Annotated in this window: 29 protein-coding genes; 15 read left to right on the top strand and 14 right to left on the bottom strand. The window is 59.2% G+C overall.

Annotation, left to right across the window (positions count from 1 at the left end):
• Nucleotides 1–28 precede the first annotated feature (28 nt).
• On the bottom strand, nt 29–337 hold the full coding sequence (locus ACR0M9_RS14080; RefSeq protein ID WP_480773897.1) for a hypothetical protein: 309 nt from the start codon (nt 335–337) through the stop codon (nt 29–31).
• 193 nt (nt 338–530) lie between these two features.
• On the opposite strand from ACR0M9_RS14080, the gene ACR0M9_RS14075 reads away from it, so the two are divergent.
• From ACR0M9_RS14075 to ACR0M9_RS14065, 3 genes are all read left to right on the top strand, one after another.
• Nucleotides 531–1,544, top strand: coding sequence for a hypothetical protein (locus ACR0M9_RS14075; protein ID WP_480484519.1), 1,014 nt, complete (start codon nt 531–533; stop codon nt 1,542–1,544).
• Between the two features lie 163 nt (nt 1,545–1,707).
• Nucleotides 1,708–3,507, top strand: coding sequence for a translation elongation factor 4 (gene lepA, locus ACR0M9_RS14070; RefSeq protein ID WP_480773896.1), 1,800 nt, complete (start codon nt 1,708–1,710; stop codon nt 3,505–3,507).
• Between the two features lie 180 nt (nt 3,508–3,687).
• On the top strand, nt 3,688–4,494 hold the full coding sequence (locus ACR0M9_RS14065) for a hypothetical protein (RefSeq protein ID WP_480773895.1): 807 nt from the start codon (nt 3,688–3,690) through the stop codon (nt 4,492–4,494).
• A gap of 639 nt (nt 4,495–5,133) precedes the next feature.
• On the opposite strand, the gene ACR0M9_RS14060 is transcribed toward ACR0M9_RS14065, so the two are convergent.
• The 4 genes from ACR0M9_RS14060 to ACR0M9_RS14045 form a co-directional block, all read right to left on the bottom strand.
• Nucleotides 5,134–5,856, bottom strand: coding sequence for a hypothetical protein (locus tag ACR0M9_RS14060; RefSeq protein WP_480773894.1), 723 nt, complete (start codon nt 5,854–5,856; stop codon nt 5,134–5,136).
• A 480-nt stretch (nt 5,857–6,336) separates the two neighbouring features.
• On the bottom strand, nt 6,337–6,753 hold the full coding sequence (locus tag ACR0M9_RS14055) for a type II toxin-antitoxin system Phd/YefM family antitoxin (protein ID WP_480773893.1): 417 nt from the start codon (nt 6,751–6,753) through the stop codon (nt 6,337–6,339).
• 830 nt (nt 6,754–7,583) lie between these two features.
• Entirely contained in the window at nt 7,584–7,721 is a 138-nt protein-coding gene (locus tag ACR0M9_RS14050; RefSeq protein ID WP_209505735.1) for an entericidin A/B family lipoprotein, read from the bottom strand.
• A gap of 60 nt (nt 7,722–7,781) precedes the next feature.
• Nucleotides 7,782–8,123, bottom strand: coding sequence for an ArsR/SmtB family transcription factor (locus ACR0M9_RS14045; RefSeq protein ID WP_480473625.1), 342 nt, complete (start codon nt 8,121–8,123; stop codon nt 7,782–7,784).
• Nucleotides 8,124–8,482: 359 nt separating this feature from the next.
• Here ACR0M9_RS14045 and ACR0M9_RS14040 point away from each other — a divergent pair, with 359 nt between their 5' ends.
• From ACR0M9_RS14040 to ACR0M9_RS14015, 6 genes are all read left to right on the top strand, one after another.
• Complete coding sequence (locus ACR0M9_RS14040) at nt 8,483–9,115, top strand: ATP-dependent Clp protease proteolytic subunit (RefSeq protein ID WP_480484514.1); 633 nt, start codon at nt 8,483–8,485, stop codon at nt 9,113–9,115.
• Nucleotides 9,116–9,246: 131 nt separating this feature from the next.
• Nucleotides 9,247–10,515, top strand: a complete 1,269-nt coding sequence (gene clpX, locus ACR0M9_RS14035) for an ATP-dependent Clp protease ATP-binding subunit ClpX (protein WP_209505741.1) — start codon at nt 9,247–9,249, stop codon at nt 10,513–10,515.
• 192 nt (nt 10,516–10,707) lie between these two features.
• A complete protein-coding gene (locus ACR0M9_RS14030; RefSeq protein ID WP_480773892.1) occupies nt 10,708–11,070 on the top strand; it encodes a RidA family protein in 363 nt (120 codons plus the stop codon).
• Nucleotides 11,071–11,150: 80 nt separating this feature from the next.
• A complete protein-coding gene (locus ACR0M9_RS14025; RefSeq protein ID WP_267364687.1) occupies nt 11,151–11,534 on the top strand; it encodes an NADH:ubiquinone oxidoreductase subunit NDUFA12 in 384 nt (127 codons plus the stop codon).
• An 11-nt stretch (nt 11,535–11,545) separates the two neighbouring features.
• Nucleotides 11,546–11,998 (top strand): outer membrane lipid asymmetry maintenance protein MlaD, encoded by a 453-nt coding sequence (gene mlaD / locus ACR0M9_RS14020; protein ID WP_267364689.1) that lies wholly within the window; start codon nt 11,546–11,548, stop codon nt 11,996–11,998.
• On the top strand, nt 11,995–12,363 hold the full coding sequence (locus tag ACR0M9_RS14015) for a DUF2155 domain-containing protein (RefSeq protein WP_480546371.1): 369 nt from the start codon (nt 11,995–11,997) through the stop codon (nt 12,361–12,363). The genes mlaD and ACR0M9_RS14015 overlap by 4 nt, the downstream gene beginning before the upstream one ends.
• Here the strand turns inward: ACR0M9_RS14015 and aat are convergent.
• The 4 genes from aat to ACR0M9_RS13995 all read right to left on the bottom strand — a co-directional run bounded on the left by aat (nt 12,309) and on the right by ACR0M9_RS13995 (nt 15,540).
• A complete protein-coding gene (gene aat, locus ACR0M9_RS14010; RefSeq protein ID WP_480773891.1) occupies nt 12,309–12,950 on the bottom strand; it encodes a leucyl/phenylalanyl-tRNA--protein transferase in 642 nt (213 codons plus the stop codon). The two genes, ACR0M9_RS14015 and aat, sit on opposite strands and share 55 nt — an antisense overlap.
• A gap of 48 nt (nt 12,951–12,998) precedes the next feature.
• Entirely contained in the window at nt 12,999–14,348 is a 1,350-nt protein-coding gene (gene accC, locus ACR0M9_RS14005; RefSeq protein ID WP_480773890.1) for an acetyl-CoA carboxylase biotin carboxylase subunit, read from the bottom strand.
• A gap of 9 nt (nt 14,349–14,357) precedes the next feature.
• The gene (gene accB, locus ACR0M9_RS14000; protein ID WP_267364694.1) at nt 14,358–14,852 is read right to left on the bottom strand and encodes an acetyl-CoA carboxylase biotin carboxyl carrier protein; all 495 of its coding nucleotides are present in this window, start codon (nt 14,850–14,852) and stop codon (nt 14,358–14,360) included.
• Between the two features lie 151 nt (nt 14,853–15,003).
• Complete coding sequence (locus tag ACR0M9_RS13995; RefSeq protein WP_209505755.1) at nt 15,004–15,540, bottom strand: LuxR C-terminal-related transcriptional regulator; 537 nt, start codon at nt 15,538–15,540, stop codon at nt 15,004–15,006.
• Between the two features lie 208 nt (nt 15,541–15,748).
• Between ACR0M9_RS13995 and ACR0M9_RS13990 the strand changes: the two genes are divergently transcribed.
• The 5 genes from ACR0M9_RS13990 to ACR0M9_RS13970 all read left to right on the top strand — a co-directional run bounded on the left by ACR0M9_RS13990 (nt 15,749) and on the right by ACR0M9_RS13970 (nt 21,649).
• Nucleotides 15,749–17,041 carry a helix-turn-helix domain-containing protein gene (locus tag ACR0M9_RS13990; RefSeq protein ID WP_480773889.1) on the top strand — a complete coding sequence of 431 codons (1,293 nt, stop codon included), beginning with the start codon at nt 15,749–15,751 and terminating at the stop codon, nt 17,039–17,041.
• A 77-nt stretch (nt 17,042–17,118) separates the two neighbouring features.
• The gene (locus ACR0M9_RS13985; RefSeq protein ID WP_480484506.1) at nt 17,119–17,499 is read left to right on the top strand and encodes a response regulator transcription factor; all 381 of its coding nucleotides are present in this window, start codon (nt 17,119–17,121) and stop codon (nt 17,497–17,499) included.
• Nucleotides 17,496–17,804 (top strand): hypothetical protein, encoded by a 309-nt coding sequence (locus ACR0M9_RS13980; protein WP_209505761.1) that lies wholly within the window; start codon nt 17,496–17,498, stop codon nt 17,802–17,804. The genes ACR0M9_RS13985 and ACR0M9_RS13980 overlap by 4 nt, the downstream gene beginning before the upstream one ends.
• Nucleotides 17,804–20,482 (top strand): sensor histidine kinase, encoded by a 2,679-nt coding sequence (locus ACR0M9_RS13975; RefSeq protein ID WP_267364699.1) that lies wholly within the window; start codon nt 17,804–17,806, stop codon nt 20,480–20,482. Before ACR0M9_RS13980 ends, ACR0M9_RS13975 begins: the two co-directional genes overlap by 1 nt.
• Nucleotides 20,483–20,560: 78 nt before the next feature.
• Complete coding sequence (locus ACR0M9_RS13970) at nt 20,561–21,649, top strand: FliM/FliN family flagellar motor C-terminal domain-containing protein (RefSeq protein WP_480546365.1); 1,089 nt, start codon at nt 20,561–20,563, stop codon at nt 21,647–21,649.
• A gap of 12 nt (nt 21,650–21,661) precedes the next feature.
• Here the strand turns inward: ACR0M9_RS13970 and ACR0M9_RS13965 are convergent, their stop codons facing one another.
• From ACR0M9_RS13965 to ACR0M9_RS13950, 4 genes are read right to left on the bottom strand one after another with little or no spacing between them, the layout of a single operon-like run.
• Nucleotides 21,662–22,093: a protein tyrosine phosphatase family protein gene (locus ACR0M9_RS13965; protein WP_267366616.1), complete on the bottom strand. Its 432-nt coding sequence runs from the start codon at nt 22,091–22,093 to the stop codon at nt 21,662–21,664.
• Between the two features lie 9 nt (nt 22,094–22,102).
• A complete protein-coding gene (locus ACR0M9_RS13960) occupies nt 22,103–22,537 on the bottom strand; it encodes a DUF6691 family protein (protein WP_480518974.1) in 435 nt (144 codons plus the stop codon).
• Nucleotides 22,537–22,965 (bottom strand): YeeE/YedE family protein, encoded by a 429-nt coding sequence (locus tag ACR0M9_RS13955; protein WP_209505772.1) that lies wholly within the window; start codon nt 22,963–22,965, stop codon nt 22,537–22,539. The genes ACR0M9_RS13960 and ACR0M9_RS13955 overlap by 1 nt, the downstream gene beginning before the upstream one ends.
• Nucleotides 22,966–22,999: 34 nt before the next feature.
• On the bottom strand, nt 23,000–23,863 hold the full coding sequence (locus ACR0M9_RS13950) for an MBL fold metallo-hydrolase (protein ID WP_209505774.1): 864 nt from the start codon (nt 23,861–23,863) through the stop codon (nt 23,000–23,002).
• A 244-nt stretch (nt 23,864–24,107) separates the two neighbouring features.
• Between ACR0M9_RS13950 and ACR0M9_RS13945 the strand changes: the two genes are divergently transcribed.
• Nucleotides 24,108–24,323 (top strand): hypothetical protein, encoded by a 216-nt coding sequence (locus tag ACR0M9_RS13945; RefSeq protein ID WP_209505776.1) that lies wholly within the window; start codon nt 24,108–24,110, stop codon nt 24,321–24,323.
• 9 nt (nt 24,324–24,332) lie between these two features.
• On the opposite strand, the gene ACR0M9_RS13940 is transcribed toward ACR0M9_RS13945, so the two are convergent.
• Nucleotides 24,333–24,551: a hypothetical protein gene (locus ACR0M9_RS13940; RefSeq protein WP_267366623.1), complete on the bottom strand. Its 219-nt coding sequence runs from the start codon at nt 24,549–24,551 to the stop codon at nt 24,333–24,335.
• Nucleotides 24,552–24,794 lie beyond the last annotated feature (243 nt).

Genomic DNA, 24,794 nt, shown 5'->3' with positions numbered 1-24,794 from the left:
GTGGATCAGGTCAAGCATTCTGAACGGGTTAGCTGCAGATCGCCTGCGCCATCTGGCCAAAGTTCTGGTACCGGTCCCACAGCGCATCATCGCGCGCGGTTTTCGACATCTTCAGCACCTGCGCCTGATGGGGGTCCTTGAACCATTTCGCCACGGTTTTCTGATCGCTGCGCGTCAACGCCTGATCCGCCACGCGCTGAATGCAGCTGCACCGGTCCCGCGTCGCCGCCGAGCGGTCCGACGCCATGCACGCCTGCCTGATCTGCGCCGCATCCGCGACCTGAGCCACCGCCGTCAGCGATGCCGCACAAATTGCGATAATGAGGAACTGTTTCATACTCGAGCCTCGTTTTTGCCTGCCCGGACGGGTCTTGCGCCCCTCTCGGTCTGCGGCGGAGTATGAATCAAACGGGCCCGCGGATCAATTGTTTTGACAGGCAAATCAAACGGTGTTGATTTGACGAGGACAAAAGCCGCGCATCGGGAAATGCCGGAAGCGAATTTGAGCGGCGAATACAAGGGGTAGGGCAGTGATTTCGATAAAAAAGCTGATTCTGTCAGCCGCAGTTTGGTTTTATCCAATGGTGGCTTTGTCGGAAGTGCCCTCTTTGCAAGGTCAAGACGCGCCGGAATTCAGAGAAGCGGTTCTAGCTTGGTTGGGTGGCGAAGATCTGGCTGCATTGCAAAGCCTTTCTGCTCAGGCCCAAAATGGAAACGCTGCAGCTCAAATATTGCTGGCGAACATCGCAAGTCGAAGTAGTTTTCATGCGCATGTGACGTCCGAAATGGATCGCAAGGATCGCATAGCTCTACTGCGAAAACCTGGTGGTCTGTCGGGCAAATCATGGCTAACGGAAGTGCAAAACTCCGAGCCTCTGGCCCTTGCCCTGCTACAAGTTGCCAAATTCGAGAATAAAGCTCCTGCGATTGCAGTGTTGGTCGAACTTGGTGAACCAATTACCGCGATGCTTGCAGCGCAATCTATGCTCTACGATGGTGAAGGGGCTGATTTGGTTGAGGTTTTGCAAGGCCTCGACCACAAACTACCCCAAGACGCCAGTGTCTTTTTGTTCTGGGCATTGTACCTGCAGAAACATAATTCGGAGGGTTCCAATCTGGGAGGTTCGGCATCGCTCGCTTGGCTGAATACTGGAGATGATCGCTTCTTATCTTCCGAACTAGCTTGGGGCCTATTTACTCCAAGAGAATTGATTAGTGACGCCGGCATCAGGGAAAAAGCAACGAAACTTAGCTCAGAGATAGTGGCCTGGACCCCCATTCGTAACTTTTGTAGCATTTACTGTGCGGATGAGGTCGCCGATTGTACGGTAACTGCTGCTGCGTTGCTCGCCTCACCTTATTCTCCAAGAAGCCCGCTACAGAGCTTGATCGCCAATGAAGACTATTGGTCGAGTGATCGCATTGAAGGCGACGTTGCGCGTTCAATTCTTGACATCCGGGATGTGGAGTTTGCTTCAGAGTATACGTACAATCAGTGCTTTACATCCAACATGCAGGCCCTTCAGCGAGCGCATTGGCCTTGAAACGGTGTTTCGCCGCAATGCAAGTTTATCTCCTGCATCAAGTTTGGTGCTAAGTACATTCCTTGAAGCGATTTGTATGCGATTGGCAATGAAGTTGTATTGGTCGCGGCAGATCATCTTGAACCATTGACCACAGCCCATTTCCGACGCATATCCCCACTCCATGACAGACCTCGCTCATATCCGCAATTTCTCCATCGTCGCGCATATCGACCATGGCAAATCCACCCTTGCTGACCGGCTCATCCAGGAGACCGGGACAGTGCAGGATCGTGACATGAAGGAACAGCTGCTCGACAGCATGGATATCGAGCGCGAGCGTGGCATTACCATCAAGGCCAACACCGTTCGCATCGACTATACCGCCGAGAATGGCGAGACATATGTGCTGAACCTGATCGACACCCCCGGCCACGTGGATTTCGCCTATGAGGTCAGCCGGTCGATGCGCGCCGTCGAAGGCTCGCTGCTGGTCGTGGACAGCACCCAGGGGGTCGAGGCGCAGACGCTGGCGAACGTGTATCAGGCCATCGACGCCGATCATGAGATCGTGCCGGTCCTCAACAAGATCGACTTGCCCGCGTCCGATTGTGACCGCGTGGCCGAACAGATCGAGGACGTGATCGGCATCGACGCAAGCGACGCCATCCGGGTCAGCGCCAAGACCGGGCAGGGCATCCACGAAACGCTGGAAGCGATCGTGCACAAACTGCCCGCGCCACAGGGCACTCTGGACGCGCCGCTCAAGGCGATGCTGGTGGATTCGTGGTACGACGCCTATCTGGGCGTCATCGTTCTGGTCCGCATCATGGACGGCACGCTGAAAAAGGGGATGCGGGTCAAGTTCATGTCGAACGGCACCCTGCACCATGTCGACCGCGTCGGCGTCTTCCGCCCGGAAATGCAGATGATCGACAGCCTCGGCCCGGGTGAGATCGGGTTTCTCACCGCCTCGATCAAGCAGGTCCGCGACACCCGCGTCGGCGACACCATCACCATTGACCGCAACGGCACCGAAGTCGCGCTGCCGGGCTTCAAACCCGCACAGCCGGTGGTGTTCTGTGGCCTCTTCCCGGTGGATTCCGCCGAATTCGAAGACCTGCGCGACGCGATCGAGAAGCTGGCGCTGAACGACGCCTCATTCTCGTATGAGATGGAAACCTCGGCCGCGCTTGGCTTTGGCTTCCGCTGCGGCTTCCTTGGCCTGCTGCACCTCGAGGTCATCCGCGACCGGATCGAGCGTGAATACGATATCGACCTCATCACCACCGCGCCCAGCGTGATCTATCACGTCTATATGAAAGACGGTGAGATGATCGAGCTGCACAACCCCGCCGACATGCCCGACCTGTCCAAGGTCGACCACCTTGAGGAACCGCGCATCAAGGCGACCATCCTTGTGCCCGACGAATATCTCGGCGACGTGCTGAAACTCTGCCAGGACCGCCGCGGCATCCAGATGGACCTGACCTATGCGGGCCAGCGCGCCATGGTCGTCTATGACCTGCCCCTGAACGAGGTCGTCTTTGACTTCTACGACCGCCTGAAATCGGTGACCAAGGGCTATGCCAGCTTCGACTACCAGATGACCGGCTACCGTCAGGACGCGCTGGTCAAGATGTCGATCCTTGTGAATGACGAACCGGTTGATGCGCTGTCGACCATGGTTCACCGCGACCGGGCCGAGATGCGGGGCCGCGCGATGTGCGAAAAGCTCAAGGACCTGATCCCGCGCCACATGTTCAAAATCCCGATCCAGGCCGCCATCGGAGGCAAGGTCATCGCCCGCGAGACCCTGTCCGCCCTGCGCAAGGACGTGACCGCCAAATGCTACGGCGGCGACGCCACCCGGAAACGCAAACTGCTGGACAAGCAGAAGGCGGGGAAAAAGAAGATGCGTCAGTTCGGGAAGGTCGATATCCCGCAGGAGGCGTTTATTTCAGCGTTGAAGATGGATTCTTAACTTGGTGATTTCGGGTGTAGGAGGGAACATCACTCAGTTTGCACCACATGCTCGTCCGGAAAATTATGTTTTTTGACTACAATCGGTGAAGGAGTTAACTCGACTATGTGAAGGTCCACGCGGGTTGAATTCGCGCTTATTATCTGTGAGATTTCTACCTTTGTTGGGAGGTAGATTATTGTGTTAAAATTAAACGAAGTTTCACGCTGGTCCAATATTTCACAGTTTGCAAGTACGCCGCTCGCCAAAACGACTATCGCCGCGCCATTCATCGCTTTTTTAGTTCTATTCAATGAAGGCATTCGTAACTACTTTTCATTAGAACAACCTGAATCAGCCTCCGGGATGTGGGGGCATATTCTTGATAGCCGACTTGAAATATTTTACATCGGCCTCGTTGCACTAGGTGCATCGATCGCACTCTTCAGCGTATTTGCTCCACAGAGTGCGACTAGGCAAAAAAATTACTCGGACTTCATCGCTTTTAAACTGGAGACCAAGACGCCGAATGCTGTGTCAGCCAGCTTGGTGCAATCTCTGAGGTATGTTGTTGAGCACACTGATTTTCCTAATGCGAGTATTTATGATGTCGTGTGCGAAGCAATTCCGCGGAAAACGATAGACGCAATTCATAGGCTTCTAGAAGCCGAGTTTGACAAAGAAATTTTCCAGGACGGCGAGATAACCGGTCAACGCCCTGATCTGAGCCGCTTCTACACAGCGATTGGCAGTCTCGACATCGATGCAGTATTAGATGTTGTAGTTAGCCAACGTCGCGCCGAATGGGTGCTTTGGAAGCCAATACTGGATGGGTCGCGCCTCACTGATATCGATGTTTTCCGCTTAGAATACCATGTGAATGACTATTCCAAACCAACAATACGTAAGATTGTTCTTGTGACCTTTGGTATCAGTATTTTTGTCGTTTTAATTCCAACGATCCTTACAGTTGTCACGGCCTTCGGACGCGTATTGGGTCTTGGGTGAGCTAAAATTCGAGGCAAAGGCCAATTGATTTTCTTGCTTGACCTGCCCGGCGGCACCGCCGGGCCGCGCCGACCCGCCCCCGTCAAACCAAAGGTTTGCCTCCGGCAAAACGGGCGGCGCGTTGCGCCACCCCTCGGGTCGGTCGCGTCCCTCTGTTCTGGTGATCAGCCGTCTGGCCAACACTGGGTTGCCGAGTTAGGTTCTCAAGATGAATTTTTCTTATCGAAATGTGCTGGAACGCAGACCCATCGTAACCATAGCACTGACATTTCTTTCGTTCTTCGTCGTTGGAAGTTTTTTGAACTCATACCATGTCGCGCGGTCTGATTGGGGTTTTAACCCCGTATGGTTGGCTGAGGCAGGTTTGGGTGTATGGATGATTTACACTGTCCTTCAGATCGGTGCCTATTTAGTCAGGACGTTTCGATAGGGTCGTAGGGCGGGCTTCAGCCCGCCAATCCGCCACTCCCCCATTTCCCCGACCCCAAACCAACGCACATGGATCAGCTGTGTCCGGTGGCGGGCTGAAGCCCGCCCTACGGGGTGGGGTTGGTTTGGCGGTTGTATCTGCGCTTGCGTCCTTGGGGCTTTGGCCATTTGGGGCCCTCGGGTCTGCGGGTCAACCGTCTGACCCGCACCTCACCCGCGCGGCACCAAATGCAACCATTGCATCGGAAAACCGCGCCCTTCGGACAGGATCGGCCATTTGAAATCATCCCCCAACCGGATAATCTCATCCATCTCGGACGTGTCGCGCACGCTTCCGTCCACATGGGCGATATCAAAATACCCGGCGCAGAACGCTTCGATCGCTTTCAGTTTCGCATCGCCATCCTCCACCATCTGGGGGTGCAGTTCGATCAGGAATTCCGATCTGCGGTAATGCGTCAGAAAATCTTCGGTCAACAGGCTGAATTCGACGCCCTCGATATCGATCAGAAAGAAGATGTCCGCCGGGTCGGGGGCCACGCTTGCGATGTTTTCAACCGTGTCCGTCAGCGCATCCCCAAACACCGTCACGCGGTCGCCCACGCCGTTATGTTCCGCCGTTTCGCGGATGACATCCCGGCCTTTTGCCGAAACCTCAAAGCACACGCTTTTTTCAAACTGCCCGGCGGCCACCAGCCCGACGCCCCAAAAGCCGTCCGCCGCGCCGATATCCACCAGCACCGGCTTGTCCGAGTTGCTCAGCACCTTCAGGTTCTGCTGCTCATACAGGCCAAAGATTTTCGTGGCCGTATCCGAGTGCCCACCCCAGAATGCGTTTTCGACAAAGCGAAACCCCTTCATCGGCCCGCACAGCACCTGTCCGCGGCTTTGTTCCAGCACGAACAGCGAAAACTCGTTGCGGAACCTGCGCACAATGCTCTTGAACTCTCGATGTTGTCGTTTTGGAAATCGCATGTTCTGTCTGGGGCTTTTCATGTTGGGTAGGACGCCCCCGGATGAGGGCAGTTGCCTGAAATCCCTGTTTAAGTTGAGGCGCGCGGTGTTGGAAGGAAAAACACAGTGCGCAATACCGGGCAGGGTGGGGTTTTCTTCTTGTCCACCTTTCCCGCGCATGAACCCTTGATGAAGTTTCCTTCAGACAAGTTGTAACCGCCGCGCACGTATCCAATCTCAGTCACAGGCCAGCACGGCCCGCATCCCAAAGGAGGGTGCCGATCATCAGATCAGAGATTTCCGTAGCCTGCGCACCGGGACTGTTTTCGACCCCGTTCCGGCCCGTCAGGTGAACCGAAGCGTTTCCGGCCCGGTCGGGTTGTTAAGGGGTATGAGCCGCCATTGCTCACGGATTGCGGCGGAGGGGGTGTTGGTAACACCGCCGGGCCGGAACGCTTCTCAGAAACGGAACCAGCGTCTCCATCGTGCGGAGGCAGGCCGGGCGGCCAGTTCACCGCCTGCGACAGGATCCAGACCGCCCCGCGCCAGAATGCGGCGTTCCTCGGCGCGGGTCATCTGGATCTCGCGGACCTTCAGCGCGGCCTCGCGCGCGGTGACATAGCGGCCGTCCGGTCCCGGTTCCATGCCGGGGATGTTGCGCCCCTTCGACCACATCCCGCGCAGCCCCGACAGCGGGTGCTTCCATCCGATCTCGTCGTCATCCTGCAACTGCCAGATCCGGTTGGCCTCGGTCATCGAGACCAGCGCGGCCAGCGGCTTGCCGTGTCGGGTCAGGATGATCACCTCACGCGGGTCCAGGGCGCGGGTGATCAGCGGCCCCAGATGGGCGCGGGCATAGGAAATGGTGCAGCGCATCGGCGAATCTCCGTCTGTACGATTCGTAAGATTGGGGGTCCGAGCGTTGTACAAATCGGACAATTTCGGCCTAACGGGCCGCGCGGAGCGTTTTGCACCTGCAGCATCGCAGGAATTTCGGGCGCCGGGGTCATGTCCGGTTTTTTCCGCCCTCAACCCTTCGCGGGATCGGGGATTCTCGGGTTATCCACAAAACTCTCCCGCCGGATATCAACATCTTATCCCCGTCTAATTTTCATGCTGCAGTGCTATTTGCTTGTCGGATGCAGGGCGTGGTGCAACAGTCATCTCACCGCACAGGGTCTTCGGAACCGGGGCGGGACGCAAAGGCCAAGGGGGTCTGAGCAGAGGAAGGCGGATCTTAGGATTTGCATTTAACTGCAAAGGCTTACCGGTTGGTGATCAGCCAGATATGGGTCTCGGACCCAAGTCGGGTGGCCATCTTCTCAAACGGCCAATGCATGTCGCGATGGACCTTAGGGGACAAAGCGGCGGCTACAGTCTCTCAGGGGGCTGGGGCGACTGGATCGGAGTGCTCCTCGGGGTGCGTCGACCCGGTAAGGCGTCAGGGCGTATCCGTAAGGGTACATGCAAAGACCGCGTCTGCGCACCTGACGCCTTTTCTTATGCCGAAATTCGGTTTCATACAGGCTACCACTCACCCCTGCCGAACGGGAACGGGGCTCTTCTGCGTGCGCGAAAGAGCCCCGATTTAGTGTCAGATATGCAATGCCGCGTCTATGCACCTGTAGGGCTAGACTACTGCGTGTGGGCGCAATCTTCAACCATATATTGCGTTAATGTCCGGCTCGCCCGCAAGATAAGCGCGCTTACAGGCTTTCCTGCACGTCCGAAGCTGCGTTCTGGATTGCATCCCCGGCCTTTTCGATATCTTTGCCCGCGCCTTTGGCGGTTTCGCAGGCGGTCAGTGCAAACAGGCTCAGGCCAATCAGAATTACGCGGATCATGTGTGTCTCCTCAGTGCTCGATACGGATTCGGTAGCACCTTTCTCGACACCAAGCCAGAGCTAGCCTTTGTCCTCACCGCAGAACAGCTCGTACACCACTTCAAGCATCCGGCGCGGGCGGTCATCGGCCAACCGGTAGAAGATGGTTTTGCCCTCTCTGCGCGGTATCACAAGCCCCTCCAGACGCAGGCGGGAAAGCTGTTGCGAAACAGCGGCTTGTCTGGCGGACAACAGCTCTTCCAACTCGGTAACAGATTTCTCACCGGACACCAGGTGACACAGGATCATCAGTCGGCCTTCGTGACTGATTGCCTTGAGGAAGTTGGACGCGCGTGTCGCATTATCGACCATACGATCCAGGTCGTGTTGCGACATGTCCTGAGACAGCTGTGGAAGTGCCATCGAATGTGTTCCTTGTGAACCCGTTGACCGGGCGTAGTTTCCGTAACGTAAAGCTCGTCGCCTGCGAGCCACTTCAGTACATGTTTCGATCAATTATTGCTATATGTATGAATCAAAAAACCGTGATGAAAAAAGGGGAACCCGCAGCCGTTTTCCCCGCAGCCCCTTTAGCGGGGCGCAATCATGGATAGGGTGCTGCTGCGGGACAGCGGCAGGTGTGACAATCTTATTGACGGCGATCCACATTCATTCCGCGTTCTCACCGACACCCCCTTGCAGCCCCCCGGAGCCAACACTAAGACTCAGGTAACACTTGTTGGGATAATGTCCCGATCCACAGCAAAACAGGCAGGTTACGAATGTTCGATCCCGTAGATACCTACATGAATACGCTTGTTCCCATGGTCGTTGAACAGACCAGCCGGGGCGAGCGCGCGTATGATATTTTCTCCCGCCTGCTGAAAGAGCGGATCATCTTCATCAACGGCCCGATTCACGATGGCATGAGCCATCTGATTGTGGCGCAGCTGCTGCACCTTGAGGCGGAAAACCCCAACAAGGAAATCTCGATCTACATCAACTCGCCCGGTGGCGTGGTGACCAGCGGTTTGTCGATTTACGATACAATGCAGTATATCAAGCCGAAATGTTCCACGTTGGTGATCGGTCAGGCGGCCTCGATGGGATCGGTTCTGCTGGCCGGCGGCGAGAAAGGGATGCGCTTTTCGCTGCCCAACAGCCGGATCATGGTGCACCAGCCCAGCGGCGGATATCAGGGTCAGGCCAGCGATATCATGATCCACGCAGCCGAGACGCAAAAGCTCAAGGATCGCCTTTATGACATCTATGTGCGTCATACCGGGCAGACAAAAAAGGCGGTTGAAAAAGCGCTGGACCGTGACAATTTCATGAGTCCGGAAGAGGCCAAGGAATGGGGCCACATCGACGAGATCGTGGAAAATCGCGCAAAAATGGACGCGGATGAGGTCTGAGTTTCGGAGCCTGTGCCTCCGGTGCAGGAACCATTTTGAGATTGTAGCGGCCAAAGCGCTGGCCTAAGCTGCACGAACAGGCGAAACGCATCCCCGCCGGGGGTGCTGGGATGAGGCCCGAAAGGTAGATCATGGCGACGAATTCAGGCGGTGACGGGAAAAACACGCTCTACTGCAGCTTCTGCGGCAAAAGCCAGCATGAGGTGCGCAAGCTGATCGCAGGCCCGACCGTTTTCATCTGTGATGAATGTGTCGAACTTTGCATGGACATCATCCGCGAAGAGACCAAGGCCAGCGGGCTGAAGTCTTCGGACGGTGTTCCGACGCCCAAGGATATCTGCGAAGTGCTGGACGATTACGTGATCGGTCAAGCCACCGCAAAACGCGTCCTGTCGGTTGCGGTCCACAACCACTACAAACGTCTGAACCACGCCCAGAAGGCGGGCAATGATATCGAACTGGCAAAGTCCAATATTCTGCTGATCGGCCCCACCGGCTGTGGCAAGACATTGCTTGCGCAAACGCTGGCCCGGATACTGGATGTTCCCTTTACCATGGCCGATGCCACCACGCTGACCGAAGCCGGTTACGTGGGCGAGGATGTTGAAAACATCATTCTCAAGCTGTTGCAGGCCAGCGAATACAATGTCGAACGCGCGCAGCGCGGCATCGTCTATATCGACGAGGTCGACAAGATCACCCGCAAATCCGAGAATCCGTCGATCACGCGCGACGTGTCCGGTGAAGGTGTACAGCAGGCGCTGCTGAAACTGATGGAAGGCACCGTGGCCAGCGTTCCGCCGCAGGGCGGCCGCAAACACCCGCAGCAGGAATTCCTGCAGGTGGACACCACGAACATCCTGTTCATCTGTGGCGGCGCTTTTGCGGGTCTGGACCGGATCATTGCACAACGCGGCAAGGGCTCGGCCATGGGCTTTGGCGCCGATGTGCGTGACAATGACGAGCGCGGCGTGGGCGAGATCTTCAAGGATCTGGAGCCCGAAGATCTGCTGAAATTTGGCCTGATCCCCGAATTCGTCGGTCGTCTGCCGGTTCTGGCAACGCTGGAGGATTTGGACGAGGAAGCACTGGTCACCATCCTGACCAAGCCGAAGAACGCCCTGGTCAAGCAATACCAGCGCCTGTTCGAGCTGGAAGATGTTGAACTGGGCTTCACCGATGACGCGCTGAAGGCGATTGCCAAGAAAGCCATCGAGCGCAAAACCGGTGCGCGCGGCCTGCGGTCAATTCTCGAGGATATCCTGCTGGACACCATGTTCGAACTGCCGGGCATGAAAAATGTCAGCGAAGTTGTGGTGAACGAAGAGGCGGTGATGTCCGACGCGCAGCCGCTGTTCATCTATGCCGATGCGGCCAAGGAATCGGCCTCGGCGGGTTGAGGCCGGTCATTTCGCGGCGGCGGGACTTCAGTTGAACAGGTTAAGGGGGCTCTGCCCCCGCTGCCCTTCGGGCATCTCCCCCGGGATATTTATAGCCAGATGAAGCTGGGGATCCGTCGCTCGCACGCGAAGGCATGCGCAATCAGGCGGCGGGAGCTTAAGCAAGTTTTCGAACAACAAAGGTGACGGGTTATGACAGTGAAGCGCATTTCTTCGGGCGGTGAGTTTGAGGCGAAAGTCGGCTATTGCCGTGCAGTGGTTGCGGGCGGCTGGGTTCATGTCGCCGGGACCGTCGGGCAGGGCGAGGGCGTGGTGGCGCAATGCCGGTCTGCGCTGGATGTCATCGGCAAGGCACTGGCTGAGGCGGGCGCGGGTTTTGAAGATGTGGTTCGGGTCACCTACATGTTGCCGGACCGCAATGAGTTCGCGCAGTGCTGGCCGGTTCTGGCCGAGACGTTTGGCGCCAATCCACCGGCTGCGACGATGATCGAATGCGGTTTGATTGATCCGAAGTACCGGATCGAGATCGAAGTGACCGCCATCCTGCCGCAGTAACACTGGAAGCCCAAGGGGCACTGGACCTTGGCGAGCCTTTGGTCCATACCTTCTCTCGACCGAAATGCCGGAGGCAGCCGATGGGAATCCTGAACAGTCTTTTACGAGCCGTGACCTGGTGGAACGGGTCAACACTGAACACGCAGCTTTATACGGCGCGCAAGGGTGTGAAAGTGGGCGAAGACAATGAAGGCAATGTGTTTTATCGCACCGCCGACGACAGCAGGCGCTGGGTGATTTTCAATGGCGAGGCCGAAGCCAGCCGGGTTGACCCCGAATGGCACGGCTGGTTGCACCGCACCTGGGACGAACCCCCGACCGACAAACCACTGCCGCACAAAGCCTGGGAAAAACCGCATCAGGAGAACCTGACAGGTACGGCGCTGGCCTATGCGCCTGCCGGGTCGCTGCGGCGGGCCAAGCCGGTTGAGCGCAGGGATTACGAGGCCTGGAGCCCGGAATAAACGAGGCGAAGATGTCGACCCATAACTGGACCGAAGTTCTTGTCGGAGGCGTCGTTTTGGCCGGTGCCATCGCGTTTGGCGTTTATGCCAGCCAATCAACCGGCCTGTCGCAAGGTGCTGCGGGCTATGAGCTGGGCGCCTCGTTCCGGTCGCTGGAAGGGGTCGGCGTTGGCACGGATGTCCGTCTTGCCGGGGTGAAAATCGGCACCGTTACCGGGGTCAAGCTGAACCCGGATACCTATCGTGCCGACACGACTTTCTCTGTTGCCGAAGGCGTGCTTGTGCCCGATGACAGCGCCATCGTGATCTCGTCCGAAGGGCTGTTGGGTGGAAACTTTGTCGAAGTTATGCCAGGCGGTTCACCCTTCTTTTTTGAACCTGGCGATGAGATTCAGGATACCCAGGGTGCGGTCAGCCTGATCTCGCTGCTGGTCAAGTTCGTAGCCGGAGATGGCAGCGAATGATGCGCGCCGCCCTGTTTGCCCTGTTGCTGGCTGCAACCGGTGCCGCCGCGCAGCAGAAAGTCAACTCTGGCCCCGGCGCCATGCTGCGGGGGCTCGACAAAGTCAGTGGCCAGACGGTTGATATCGAATTGCAGACAGGTCAGACCGAAGCTGTTTTCGGGCTGGATGTGGCGCTGGGGGATTGCCGGTATCCGGTGGATAACCCGACAGGCGATGCCTTTGCCTATCTGACCATTTGGGAAACGGGCAAAGCGGATCAGCTGTTTGACGGCTGGATGATCGCGACCTCTCCGGCGCTGAATGCGCTGGATCACGCGCGGTATGACGTCTGGGTCATCCGCTGTATCACGCCTTCTGCGGACTGAGTGATCGGCGCAGCAAAGTCGGCGCTCTGGTTCAGGGCTTCTTCCAGTTCTTTCTTGTAAGCCCCACGCGGGATTTCGATCGCCCCAAGGGATGCCAGATGCGCGGTCAAGAACTGCGTGTCAAACAGGTGAAAGCAGGTTTGCCGCAGCCGGTCCACAAGATAGGCGAGCGCGATCTTCGAGGCATCCGTGCGGCGCGAAAACATGCTTTCGCCAAAGAACGCGGCCCCCAGCGTCACGCCATAAACGCCGCCCACCAGTGCCGCTCCGTCCCAGACTTCCAGAGAATGCGCATGACCGGATTGGTGCAGCTGGCGATAAAGGGCGTGCAGTTCCGCGTTGATCCAGGTATCGGACCGGTCGGCGCACCCATCAACAACGCCGGAAAAATCCCGGTTGATTGAAATCCCGAACCCGCAGTTCCGGATGCGGCGGGCCAGACTGCGCGAGATGTGGAACCCGTCCAGCGGAAATATCCCGCGAAACTTGGGATCAACCCAGAACAGTTCAGGATCGTCGCGGTGTTCGGCCATCGGGAAGATACCGATGGAATATCCGTGCAGCAGCAGTTCGGGGGTCAGGCTCATGCCGGTGATAGGGCGACCAGAGGGCGCGGGCCCTCTGGCACATGGCCCTTATTTTTCCATGTTCTCCGCAAGCCAGCGCTCCAGCCAGTGGATGTTGTACTCGCCGCTGTGCAGATCGGGCTCCTGCAACAGGGCGTGGAAAAGGGGTACGGTGGTGTCGATACCGTCGACGATCAACTCTCCCAGCGCGCGTTGCAGACGCGCCAGCGCCTCGGCTCGGTCGCGGCCCTGCACGATCAGCTTGCCAATCAGCGAGTCGTAATAGGGCGGGATCGAATAGCCGTCATAAAGTGCCGAGTCCATCCGCACGCCCAGGCCGCCCGGCGCGTGATAGGCCGTGATCTTGCCGGGGCAGGGCGAAAAGTTCGGCAGCTTCTCCGCGTTGATCCGAACCTCAATAGCGTGGCCGTTGATCTTCAGATCGTCCTGACCGAATGACATTGGTTCACCTGCAGCGACCAAAATTTGCTCGCGCACCAGATCGACGCCAAAGATCCCTTCGGTGACAGGGTGTTCCACCTGCAGGCGAGTGTTCATCTCGATGAAATAGAACTCGCCCTTTTCATACAGGAACTCGATGGTGCCTGCGCCGATATAGTTGATCTTGGCGACCGCGTCGGCGCAGATCTTGCCGATCCGGGCGCGCTCTTCGGCGGTGATGCAGGGGCCGGGGGCCTCTTCAAAGACCTTCTGGTGACGGCGCTGCAACGAACAATCGCGCTCGCCCAGATGCACCGCATTGCCCTTGCCGTCGCCAAAGACCTGAATCTCGATATGGCGCGGCGTGGTCAGATATTTCTCGATATAGACCTCGTCATTGCCAAAGGCGGCCTTGCCTTCGGCGCGTGCGGTCATGAAGGCGCTTTCCATCTCGTTCGCGTTCATCGCGACTTTCATGCCGCGCCCACCGCCGCCAGCCGTGGCCTTGATGATGACGGGATAGCCGAATTCCTCACCGATGCGCTTGGCGTGGGCCAGCGTGGGAACGCCACCGTCCGAACCGGGAACGCAAGGCACACCCAGCGCCTTCATCGTGTCCTTGGCGGTGATCTTGTCGCCCATGACGCGGATATGTTCCGCGGTGGGGCCGATGAACGTGATGCCATGATCTTCGACGATCTGCACGAACTCGGCGTTTTCGGACAAAAAGCCATAGCCGGGATGGATCGCCTGCGCGCCGGTGATCTCACAGGCCGAAATGATCGCGGGCACCGACAGATAGCTTTGCGGGCTGGGCGGGGGGCCGATGCAGACCGATTCGTCCGCCATGCGCACATGCATCGCGTCGCTGTCGGCGGTGGAATGGACGGCAACCGTCTTTATCCCCATCTCGCGCGCGGCGCGGATGACGCGCAGGGCGATCTCGCCTCGGTTGGCAATCAGGATCTTGTCGAACATGGGCCCGCCTTACTCGATGATGACCAGAGGAGTGCCGAACTCAACAGCGTCTCCATCGCCCACCAGCACGCGCTTGACGGTGCCCGATTTGGGGGCGTGGATGTGGTTCATGGTCTTCATCGCTTCGACGATCAGCAGCGTGTCGCCTTCAGACACTGTCGCGCCGACGGAAATGAACGCGGGCGCGCCGGGTTCCGGCTGCATATAGACCGTGCCCACCATGGGCGAGGTGACAGCGCCCGGATGGCTGGCCGGATCTTCGGCAGCAGCAGGGGCCGCCGCGGGGGCCGCAGCCGGTGCCGCAGCAGGGGCGGGCGCTGCCGCAGGAACAGCCATCTGAACCGGAGCGGCCACGGTCTGTGTCATACGGCTGACGCGCACGTTCAGGCTGTCTTCTTCGCCATATTCGCGTTTGACCTGCAACTCGGTCAGATCGTTTTCGCGCAGCAACTCGGCCAGAGCCTTGATGAATGCCACATCCGCTTCGTGTTTGGTGTCTGTCATGAGTATCCTCGACGGTTCCCCTTTGGCCCGTCTGTTTCTTGCGGGCTCTGATCAAATTACGCAGGGTTATAGGCTAAGCGGCGGTGCATGAAAAGCGCCGACTCGCACCATCTGGCATGCGTTTCACGCGTAATTTAAGGGGTCGAACGCGTCACAGGGGCATCCCCGATAATTTGGCGACCAGTTCAGACAGCTTTCGTGCGCCGAATTTTTCAAGCAAACGGGCGCGGTAAGCCTCGATTGTGCGGTAACTCAGGCCCAGCTCTGCTCCGATTTCCTTGGCCGACAGGCCGCGGCAGGACAGGATGGCCACTTCGCGTTCACGGATGGTCAGCTCAACCAGCGGTCGTTCCTCGGATATGTCGGAAAAGCTCCAGATACCGTGGCGGAACGGGTCGTCGGGCGTCAGCGACCGGCCCCGGGCGCGGCACCAGAACAGATCCCCGCTACGGCGGCGCATGACGCGCTCATCCGTGTAATATCCGGTGCCGCGCATCACTTGCAGGCTGCGTTCGCCGATCCTCTCCCAATCGGCGACCGAAGGGTAAAGGTGCAACAGCGGCATGTTGCGATAGTCGTTTTCTTCTCCGCCAAAGGTGCGGGCAAATTGCAGGTTACAGCGCCGGATGATCCTGTTTTCCAGCTCAACAAGCCCGATCGGCGCATATTCAAAGGCGGGGTCGCTCATGCGTGTATGGTGCCGGGAAAGCGCGCGGAAATGAAGGGGGATGCGGTGTCTTGCGCCAGATTGACGCCCGAAACGGATGCTTTGGTTTGCGTCAGATTGTGAAAGTTGTAAATGCCAGCTGAAAAGAAATGATTAACCTATAGAAACAGATACTATAATCAGAAAACGATCGTGAAATTCGACGGGTCTGAATTCAGGGAAAGTAAACATGCGCGACACGTTGACAGGCAGCCGCATTCGCGAAAGACGGCAAATTGCCGGGCTGCGGCAGGCGGAACTGGCGCGGCAGGCCGGAATATCGGCGTCTTATCTGAACCTGATCGAACACAATCGCCGCAGGATCGGGGGCAAATTGCTGGTCGATATCGCGGCGGCGCTGGGCGTTGAACCTTCGGTTCTGACACAGGGGATCGAGGCAACTCTGGTTTCCGCCCTGCGCGAGGCGGCCGAGGATGCGGTCGGACAGAAAGCCGAGGTTGACGGGCTCGAGGAATTCGCCGGGCGTTTTCCCGGCTGGGCCGGTGTTCTGGCGCAAATGCATCGCCGTGTCGTGTCTTTGGAGCGGAACGTCGAAACCCTGTCCGACCGCCTTACGCACGACCCGCAACTGGCCGCGTCGATGCACGAGGTTCTGTCAACCGCCGCCGCGATACGCTCGACCGCCGCGATCCTTGCGGATACCCAAGATATCGAGGCCGAATGGCGCGAGCGTTTTCACAAGAACCTGCATCAGGATGCCGAACGGCTGGCGGGCAGCTCCAAGGCACTGGTGACCTTCCTCGACGAAAGCGACTCGGCGGTTGATCCACGTGCCGTTCCCCTGGAAGAGGTCGAAGCCTTCTTTGAAGCCCGCGCCTACACGATTTCCGAACTGGAAGACGGTGGCGATGTGGATGCGGTTGACCTGAGCGGGCTCAATACCTCGGCGGCGCGCACCGTTGCGCGCGAAGTTCTCAGAATCTATCGCTCAGACGCGCAGGCCCTGCCACCGGATGCTGTCAAAGCGGTTGTTCAGAAGGGTGAACCGGACCCAATTGAATTGGCGCAGCGGCTGTCTGTCGACATTGCGACTGTCCTCCGGCGGCTGGCTTTTCTGCCGGATGGCATCCTGTCACAACCGGTTGGCATGGTGCTGTGCGACGCGTCCGGAAGCATCCTGTTTCTCAAGCCGATTCAGGGGTTTACTTTGCCCCGACACGGGGATGTCTGCCCGCTCTGGCCGCTGTTCACGGCCCTCAGTCGTCCGCTTGTGCCGGTGCGCAAGCAGGTCGTCCTGACCGGCAGGTCCTCGGCCGTGTTCGAATGCGTCGCTTATGCCTGGCCGCATGCGGTGTCGGGATACGATCAGGACCCGGCCTATCGCTCGGTCATGGTGGTGCGCCCGGTCAGGGACCCGTCAGACGAGGTGCCGGTCACTCAGGTCGGGCCAAATTGCCGTGTCTGCCCAAACCGCGATTGCAAAGCCCGGCGCGAGCCGTCGATTTTGAGCGAAGGTTTTTGACACGTTCATGACAGACCGCTTAATCTGGCGGGAACCGGTCTCGGGATGGAAGACCGGTTATGGGAGGAACTGAACATATGAGCCGAAAGGTTCTGCTGATTGAGGACGAACCGAACATCGCCGAGGCTATCCGGTTCCTGCTGTCGCGCGAGGGATGGCAGGTCGAAACGCATGGCGACGGAACGGATGCGGTTCAGGTGATCCAGGGGGCGCAGCCCGATCTGGTCATTCTGGATGTCATGCTGCCGGGCAAGAACGGTATGGATATCCTTCGGGAACTCAGAAAAATGGAGGAACTGGCAGGCTTGCCGGTTCTGATGCTGACTGCACGGGGGCAGTCGCGCGACCGGGAAATGGCTGAAAACGCAGGCGTCAGCCGCTTCATGACCAAACCGTTTTCCAATGCTGAAGTTCTGACAGCCGTGCGTGACCTTCACGCGCAGGCGACGCGTTTATGATGTCCGGCGAGGGCAACAAGACCAAACCACCGGGCACACGCCCCTCGCTTTTTCTGGAACGACAAAGCTATCGTCGTCACAGGTTGACGGATGCCGCCCGGATTTTGCCCTTTCTGGGTGCGGCGCTGCTGGCCCTTCCGTTGCTGTGGCCAGACCCGTCCGGCGGGGATGCGGCGGTGCCCTTGTCCTCGGCGATGTATTACATATTCCTCTGCTGGGGCGCGCTGATCCTGGCCGGGTTTGTCTTTGGGCTGGCCGCCCGCCGCATGGCCGCGCGCGAGGGATCGGACACGGGCGCTGAGTGATGGCCACCATAAACGTTCTGATTCTGGTTTGCCTTGCCTATGTCGTGTTCCTGTTCGCAGTGGCCTTCGCCGCGGATCGCATGGCTGCGGCCGGGCGCGGCAAATGGTTGCGTTCACCCGTGATCTACACGCTGTCCCTGTCGATCTATTGCACCGCCTGGACATTTTATGGCGCGGTGGGCAACGCCGCGCGGTCGGGGCTGGAATTTGTCACCATCTACCTCGGTCCGACGCTGGTGATGGTCGGCTGGTGGTGGGGGCTGCGCAAGCTGGTGCGCGTCGGGCGCAGCCAGCGGGTCACCTCGATCGCCGACCTGCTGTCGTCCCGGTATGGCAAGTCGAACACGCTGGCGGTCTGCGTGACCATTCTGGCGGTGCTGGGCGGCACGCCCTATATCGCGCTGCAATTGCAGTCGATTACGCTGTCATTCTCGATCTTTGCCGAGGCTGACCCGTCAGGCCTCTACCGCGAAGGGTCCAGCGTGTTCTGGGTCGCGGCTGGACTGGCCGTTTTTGCCATCCTGTTCGGCACCCGCAATCTGGACGTGAACGAACGTCATCACGGTGTGGTCACGGCCATCGCGGTCGAGGCCGTTGTCAAACTGTTTGCTCTGATCGCCGTGGGCGTTTTCGTGGTGTGGGGGATCGCGGGCGGCATCGGCCCGATGATGGACCGGATCGATGCCTCGGAAATCGGCCAGTGGAACGTCGATGCCGGGCGCTGGACGACGTTCATCTTTCTGTCGGCCGCCGCCTTCATCTGCCTGCCCCGGATGTTTCAGGTGATGGTGGTGGAAAACGATGACGAAGGCCATCTCAGAACCGCTGCCTGGGCTTTCCCGCTCTACCTGCTGTTCATGAGCCTGTTTGTCGTGCCCATCGCCGTGGTCGGACTGGACCTGCTGCCCCAGGGCGCCAACCCCGACCTGTTCGTGCTGACCGTGCCGCTGTCCCAAGGCAATGACTGGCTGGCAATGCTGTCCTTCATCGGCGGGTTTTCCTCGGCAACCTCGATGGTCATCGTCAGTGCGATGGCCCTGTCGACAATGGTGTCGAACCATGTGGTCATGCCCATCTGGCTGAACACGCAGGAAGGCACCGGCTCGGTATCGGGCGATGTGCGCAACATTGTCCTGATGGCACGCCGTGTTTCCATTGCCGCCATCATCGCGTTGGGCTTTTTCTACTACCGGCTGTCCGGGGGCGGTGCCGCTCTGGCCTCGATCGGGTTGATCGCCTTTGCCGGTATCTCGCAGATTCTGCCAGCGCTGGTTGGGGGGCTGTTCTGGCGCAGGGCGACCCGGACCGGGGCGCTGGTCGGGTTGACCGTGGGCTTTGTGCTGTGGATATACACCCTGCTGCTGCCGGGAATGGGCGGCGCGTGGATGCCCGAAACCGTGCTGCAAAACGGCTTGTTCGGCCTTGGCTGGCTGCGCCCTCATGCCCTGTTCGGGATCGAGGGGATCGATCCGATGGTGCATACGGTGATGTGGTCCTTGTCCCTGAACACGCTTGCCTTCTGCGTCGCGTCCCTGCTCAGCTTTCCCAGCCCGTTGGAACGGTTGCAAGGGGCGCAGTTCGTCAACGTCTTTGATCACTCGGTCGCGCCGCGCGGGTGGTCCGGGTCGGTGGCGCAAAGCGAAGACCTGATGATCATGACGCAGCGCATTCTGGGCACCGGCCCCACGCAGGAGTTCTTTCAGGCCGAGGCGCAAAAACAGGGTGGCCGTTCGCACCTGCCAGAGCCGACGCCGGGCTTTCTCAACCGTCTGGAACGCGAGCTCAGCGGCTCGGTCGGTGCGGCCATGGCCCATGCGATGATCGGCCAGATCGTGGGCGGATCGTCGGTCTCAGTCGAGGATCTGCTGGCCGTGGCAGACGAATCCGCGCAACTGCTGGAATACTCCGGCCAGCTCGAGGAAAAGTCCTCCGAACTCAGCCGAACCGCTCGGCAATTGCGCGAGGCTAACGCCAAGCTCACCCAGATTTCCGAACAGAAGGACAGCTTCCTGAGCCAGGTCAGTCACGAATTGCGCACGCCGATGACCTCGATCCGGGCGTTTTCGGAAATCATGCGTGACACCGATGGCCTCAGCCGCCAGGAGCAGACCCGCTATGCCGCGATCATTCATGACGAAGCCCTGCGCCTGACCCGGCTGCTCGATGATCTGCTGGATCTGAGCGTGCTTGAAAACGGGCAGGTCAGCCTCAATCTCAGCGATGACAGCCTGCGCTCGGTTCTGGACCGCGCCGTGCCCAGCGCTCTGGCCGGGGCGGACCGAAAGATCACCGTCCGCCGGACCCGCACGGCCGAGCGGATTTTCCTGCATACGGATCTGGATCGGTTGGGACAGGTGTTCATCAACCTGATCTCGAATGCGCAGAAATACTGCGACGCGGACGATCCGGTGCTGGTCATCTCTGCCCATGATGTCGGCGGGCGGGTCATCGTCGATTTCATCGACAATGGCAGTGGCATCCCACCTGGCGCGCGCTCGATGGTGTTTGAGAAATTTGCCCGCGTGGGCGGCGACAAGGCTGGCGGAGCGGGGCTTGGTCTGGCCATCTGCCGCGAAATCATGCAGCGGCTGGGGGGTGAGATCACCTATCTGCCGGGGCAGGGCGGCGCGGCCTTCCGGATCAGCCTGCCACAGGCCTACCAGCAGGCGGCGCAGTGACGCGGCCATAAAGAACTTGGTAACGCCCGAGGGTGTAAACCGGTTGCCAGGTTCTGGAACAATTGGTGATCGGGCGTCATGTCACAAGATGTCAATGCCGCGTTGGCGCGCAAACTGTCCGTCGGGCAAAAGGATCTGGGGGATCGCCCACGCTCGGTTCTGCGGGCGCTGCGCCTTGGGTTCGCGCGGGCTGCGGGCGACCGGCTGAACCTGCCGCTGGCGGTTATCGGGGCAAAACAATCCAGCCAGTCGCAAGACGTGCCGGGGGACGCGGCGGGGCAGGATTGGCTGCTGCTGGTGTTTGACGGCCCCGAAGGCCGCGCCGCGGCCTGTCTCAACCCGAATGTGGTCTCGGCCATTGTTCAGGCCCAGACCATTGGTCAGGTCCTGTCCGGTGATCCCGGCACACGCACGTTCACGGATACCGACGCCGCCATCGTGGCCCCCTTGATCGAAGCCGCGTTGACCGGTTCCGCCGCTTTGTTCGACGCCTCAAGCGATCAGATTTGCCTTGCAGGGCTGGAATTTACCTCGCGCGCCAAGGATTTGCGCACCCTGTCACTGGCGATGACGGAAGAGGCGTACCGCATTTTCGAACTGACCGTCGATCTGGCGAACGGAGAGCAGCAGGGTCGCATCTCGGTCTTTCTGCCGGAACTTCCTGCCGTCCCGGATGTGGCAGAAGATACCGGGGAAAAGGCTGACCTGCGTATGGATCAGTGTTCAGGCGTGATGCGGGCGGAACTGACCGCCGCGCTGTGCCGCATGTCGCTGCCGCTGTCCGACCTGTCCGGAATGCGGATCGGGGACATTCTGCCGTTGCGCGGGGCGCGTCTGGACCGGACCGAGGTTCTGACGATTGACCGGACACGCGCCGGTATCGGTCGCCTTGGGCAATGCGGTGGTCTCCGGGCCGTGCGGCTGAATGAAGCCGCTGCATTGCCGGCCCTGACCGGCGCTGACGCGCAGGACTTCATCGCCAGCAAAAGTGGAACACCACCGCAGGATCATCCGGTCGAACCAGCTGTGCATGATGCGCACGCCCAGCCCGTCCCGGCCGGGGTGTCAGATCTGACAGATAGCGATCTGATCGTGAACGATTCCGAACGGATGGTCGCTGAAATCACGCAACTGGCGGGGTTGGCACCCCCGGAGTCCACCAGCTAGGTTGAGGGGCACTCAGCCGCCAGTGCCGCGGATCTGGTCCAGCATGGGGCGCAAATTGTCCAGCTGATACCCGGCTTTGCCGGTCGCACTCAGGATGTCGTCCGTGCTCATGTGGTCGCACTGGCCCAGGGCCCAGACAACCGAACACCGCGTGCCCGAGGCGCAATAGGCCAGAACAGGGCCACTGCCGTTTTCCGCCATGTCGCGCTGCCGCTTCACGTTCTCAGGTGTCATCGTCTGGTGGGTCAGCTCCAGCACCTCATATTCCATACCGGCGGCCCGCACCGCTTCGCCGATCGCGTCGGATTGCATGGCCGGGGGAACTTCGGCATTGGGCCGGTTGCAGATCACTTTGGCAAAGCCAGCCTCGGCGATGGCCGGAACATCCTCGACCGTGATCTGCGGCGAGACAGCATAGCGGGGGGTAATCTGACGAATCTCCATGCCAATTCCTTAGGCCGCGTTTGCCGCCCTGTCCAGTTGCGCGCCCAGCGGTGGTGCCACGAACATCCCAGCCGCCATTGCAACCAGAAAGACCAGCCCGCCCAGCCCGCCATAGCTCAGCGAGGCCATTGCCGGTCCGGGGCACAGCCCGGCCAGTCCCCAGCCCATCCCGAACAGAACCGAACCCACGATCAGCCTGCGATCAACCTCGGGCTTTGCAGGGGGTGGAAAGGCTCCGCCGGTCAGGGCGTTTTGCCGTCCGGTTGTCATCCGCCACGCCACAAGCATCGGCAGGATGGCACCGGCCATCACAAAGGCCAGCGTCGGATCCCAGTTGCCAAACACATCCAGCCAGCCCTGAACTTTTGTGGTGTCCGTCATGCCCGAAATCAGCAACCCGGCACCGAACAGTGATCCGGCGATCAACGCAATGATAAGACGCATCAGATCACTCCCATCACATGACGCAGCAGCACAAGGGTCACGCCCCCGGCAAGGATATAGAAAACGGTGGCCACGATGCCGCGCAGCGAGAACCGAGAGATACCGCACACCCCGTGCCCCGAGGTACAGCCATTGGCGATCCGTGTACCGATACCGACCAGCAGCCCGGCCAGAATGACAACGCCCAGATTGCTGGTAAGATGCGTCTGGGCCTCGGGCGCGATCAACGGGTGCAGAAGAACGGGCATTCCGACAAGTCCCGCAATAAAGGCCAGCTTTTCGGCCATGCTCCCCTTGGCACTGCCATCGACAAGGCCGCCCAGAATGCCGCTTGCGCCCATGATCCGGCCATTGCCCAGCAGGTAGACCGCCCCGGCCAGACCGATCACCAGACCGCCGCACAGCCCCCAGATCCACTCAATATTCATGTGGGAATTCCCTTTGTGATTTGTTGTGCCCGCGTCACAGCTTGTTGACCGGCAGTTTCAGGAAAACATCGCCCTGTTCATCCGCCGGGGGCATCTGACCGGCCCGCATGTTGACCTGCAAAGACGGCAGGATCAGGCGCGGCATAGCCAGCGTGGCGTCCCGCGCGTCGCGCATTTCCACGAAGTCTTCGATGCTGCGCCCCTGTCCGATATGGACGTTCAGCGCCTTCTGCTCACCCACCGTTGTCTCCCACGCGTATTCGTCGCGGCCCGGTGCCTTGTAATCATGCCCGACATAGATGCGGGTATTGTCCGGCAGCGACAGAATCTTCTGGATCGACTGGAACAGTGTGGCCGACGATCCTCCGGGAAAATCGCAGCGCGCCGTGCCGAAATCGGGCATGAACAGAGTGTCACCCACAAATGCGGCATCGCCAATCACGTAGGTCATGCAGGCCGGTGTATGGCCGGGGGTGTGCAGCACGTCGCCCCGCATCTGGCCGATGTGAAAGCTGTCGCCTTCCTTGAACAGCGCGTCAAACTGGCTGCCATCGCGCTGAAACTCGGTTCCTTCGTTGAAAACCTTGCCAAACGTGTCCTGCACGGTGACGATCTGGTCGCCAATCCCGATCTTTCCGCCCAGCTCCTGTTGCAGATAGGGGGCCGCCGACAGGTGGTCGGCATGGACATGGCTTTCCAGAATCCACTCGACCTTAAGGTCCTGCGCGCGCACAAAATCGATGATCTTGTCCGCCGAGGTTGTCGACGTCCGCCCCGAGGCATGATCGAAATCCAGTACGCTGTCGATGATGGCACAGGCCCGTCCCTGAGGTTCATGAACCACGTAGGAAACCGTAAAGGTCTGCTCGTCAAAAAACGCTTTCACTTTCGGTGTCATGATCTTCTCCGTTTCGGTCTCGCATATCATATATGTGAATTGGAATGTGATGCAATATCGAACCTGAATTTGATGCCGGTCAAAGCAACCGCTGTAATTCTGGCTTAATCTTTAACCTATCCGCGTCAGATTGCCGAAACTTCGACCATGGCAGGCAATTTCCCGCACAAGGCTACGATATTATCTGCGGGTCGTAATCCCGTTACGTATATTGGGGATACTGGCGCCACTTGGGAGGATAGTTATGACACCGACTGGTCTTTATTCCGAAGCCGAGCAGCTTGAACGTAAGCTTGTGAACGCGGGTCTGGAAACGCGTTTGGCGCTTCAGCCGAGTGTGAGTAAGATTGTTGACCGGATGCGGCAGCAGGGGATGGAGGTGCCTTCGCGCCTGCGTCGTCTGGATGCGGCCTTGTGCGAAGATGCGATTGAAGCGCAGTTTGATAACTTGCCGGTGTGAACCGGATGGTCATCCAAGGGAAATCCCGAGGATGACCAGCATCAATCCAAGCACCGACAGAAACAGCGAGGCCAGGTTCCAGGGCAGAACCCCCTGAACCACCGCGCGCAGCTCGTCATCCGACAGACCGGCCTTGCGCGCCCGCATCACGCGAAGAATGCACCAGACCAGACCGGCAAGCCCGGCCACAGACAGGGCCGCACCGCCCCAGGTGATGATTTCGAACATGGTTCCCCGCATATCCTCGTGACCTGATCACGCGCTTAACGGATCGGTTGGGGTCATACAAGTGCGCCAGCCCATTGGGTGCTTGCGACCCGGGCGGCAGCACTGTATCCGGCATTCCACACCAGGGTTTCAGCCTCTGGGACAGGCGTGTTTCGAAGGTGCCCCCGATGATCGGGCCACCGCCGTTCACCGCCAGCCGCAGGCTGACCTCTTCTGGTTGCAGGTCCATAACCGGGAACAAAA

This window comes from Ruegeria sp. CH2 (assembly GCF_056537065.1).
Note: the sequence above shows the minus strand (reverse complement) of the source record. Positions and strands in the feature narration are given on the sequence as shown.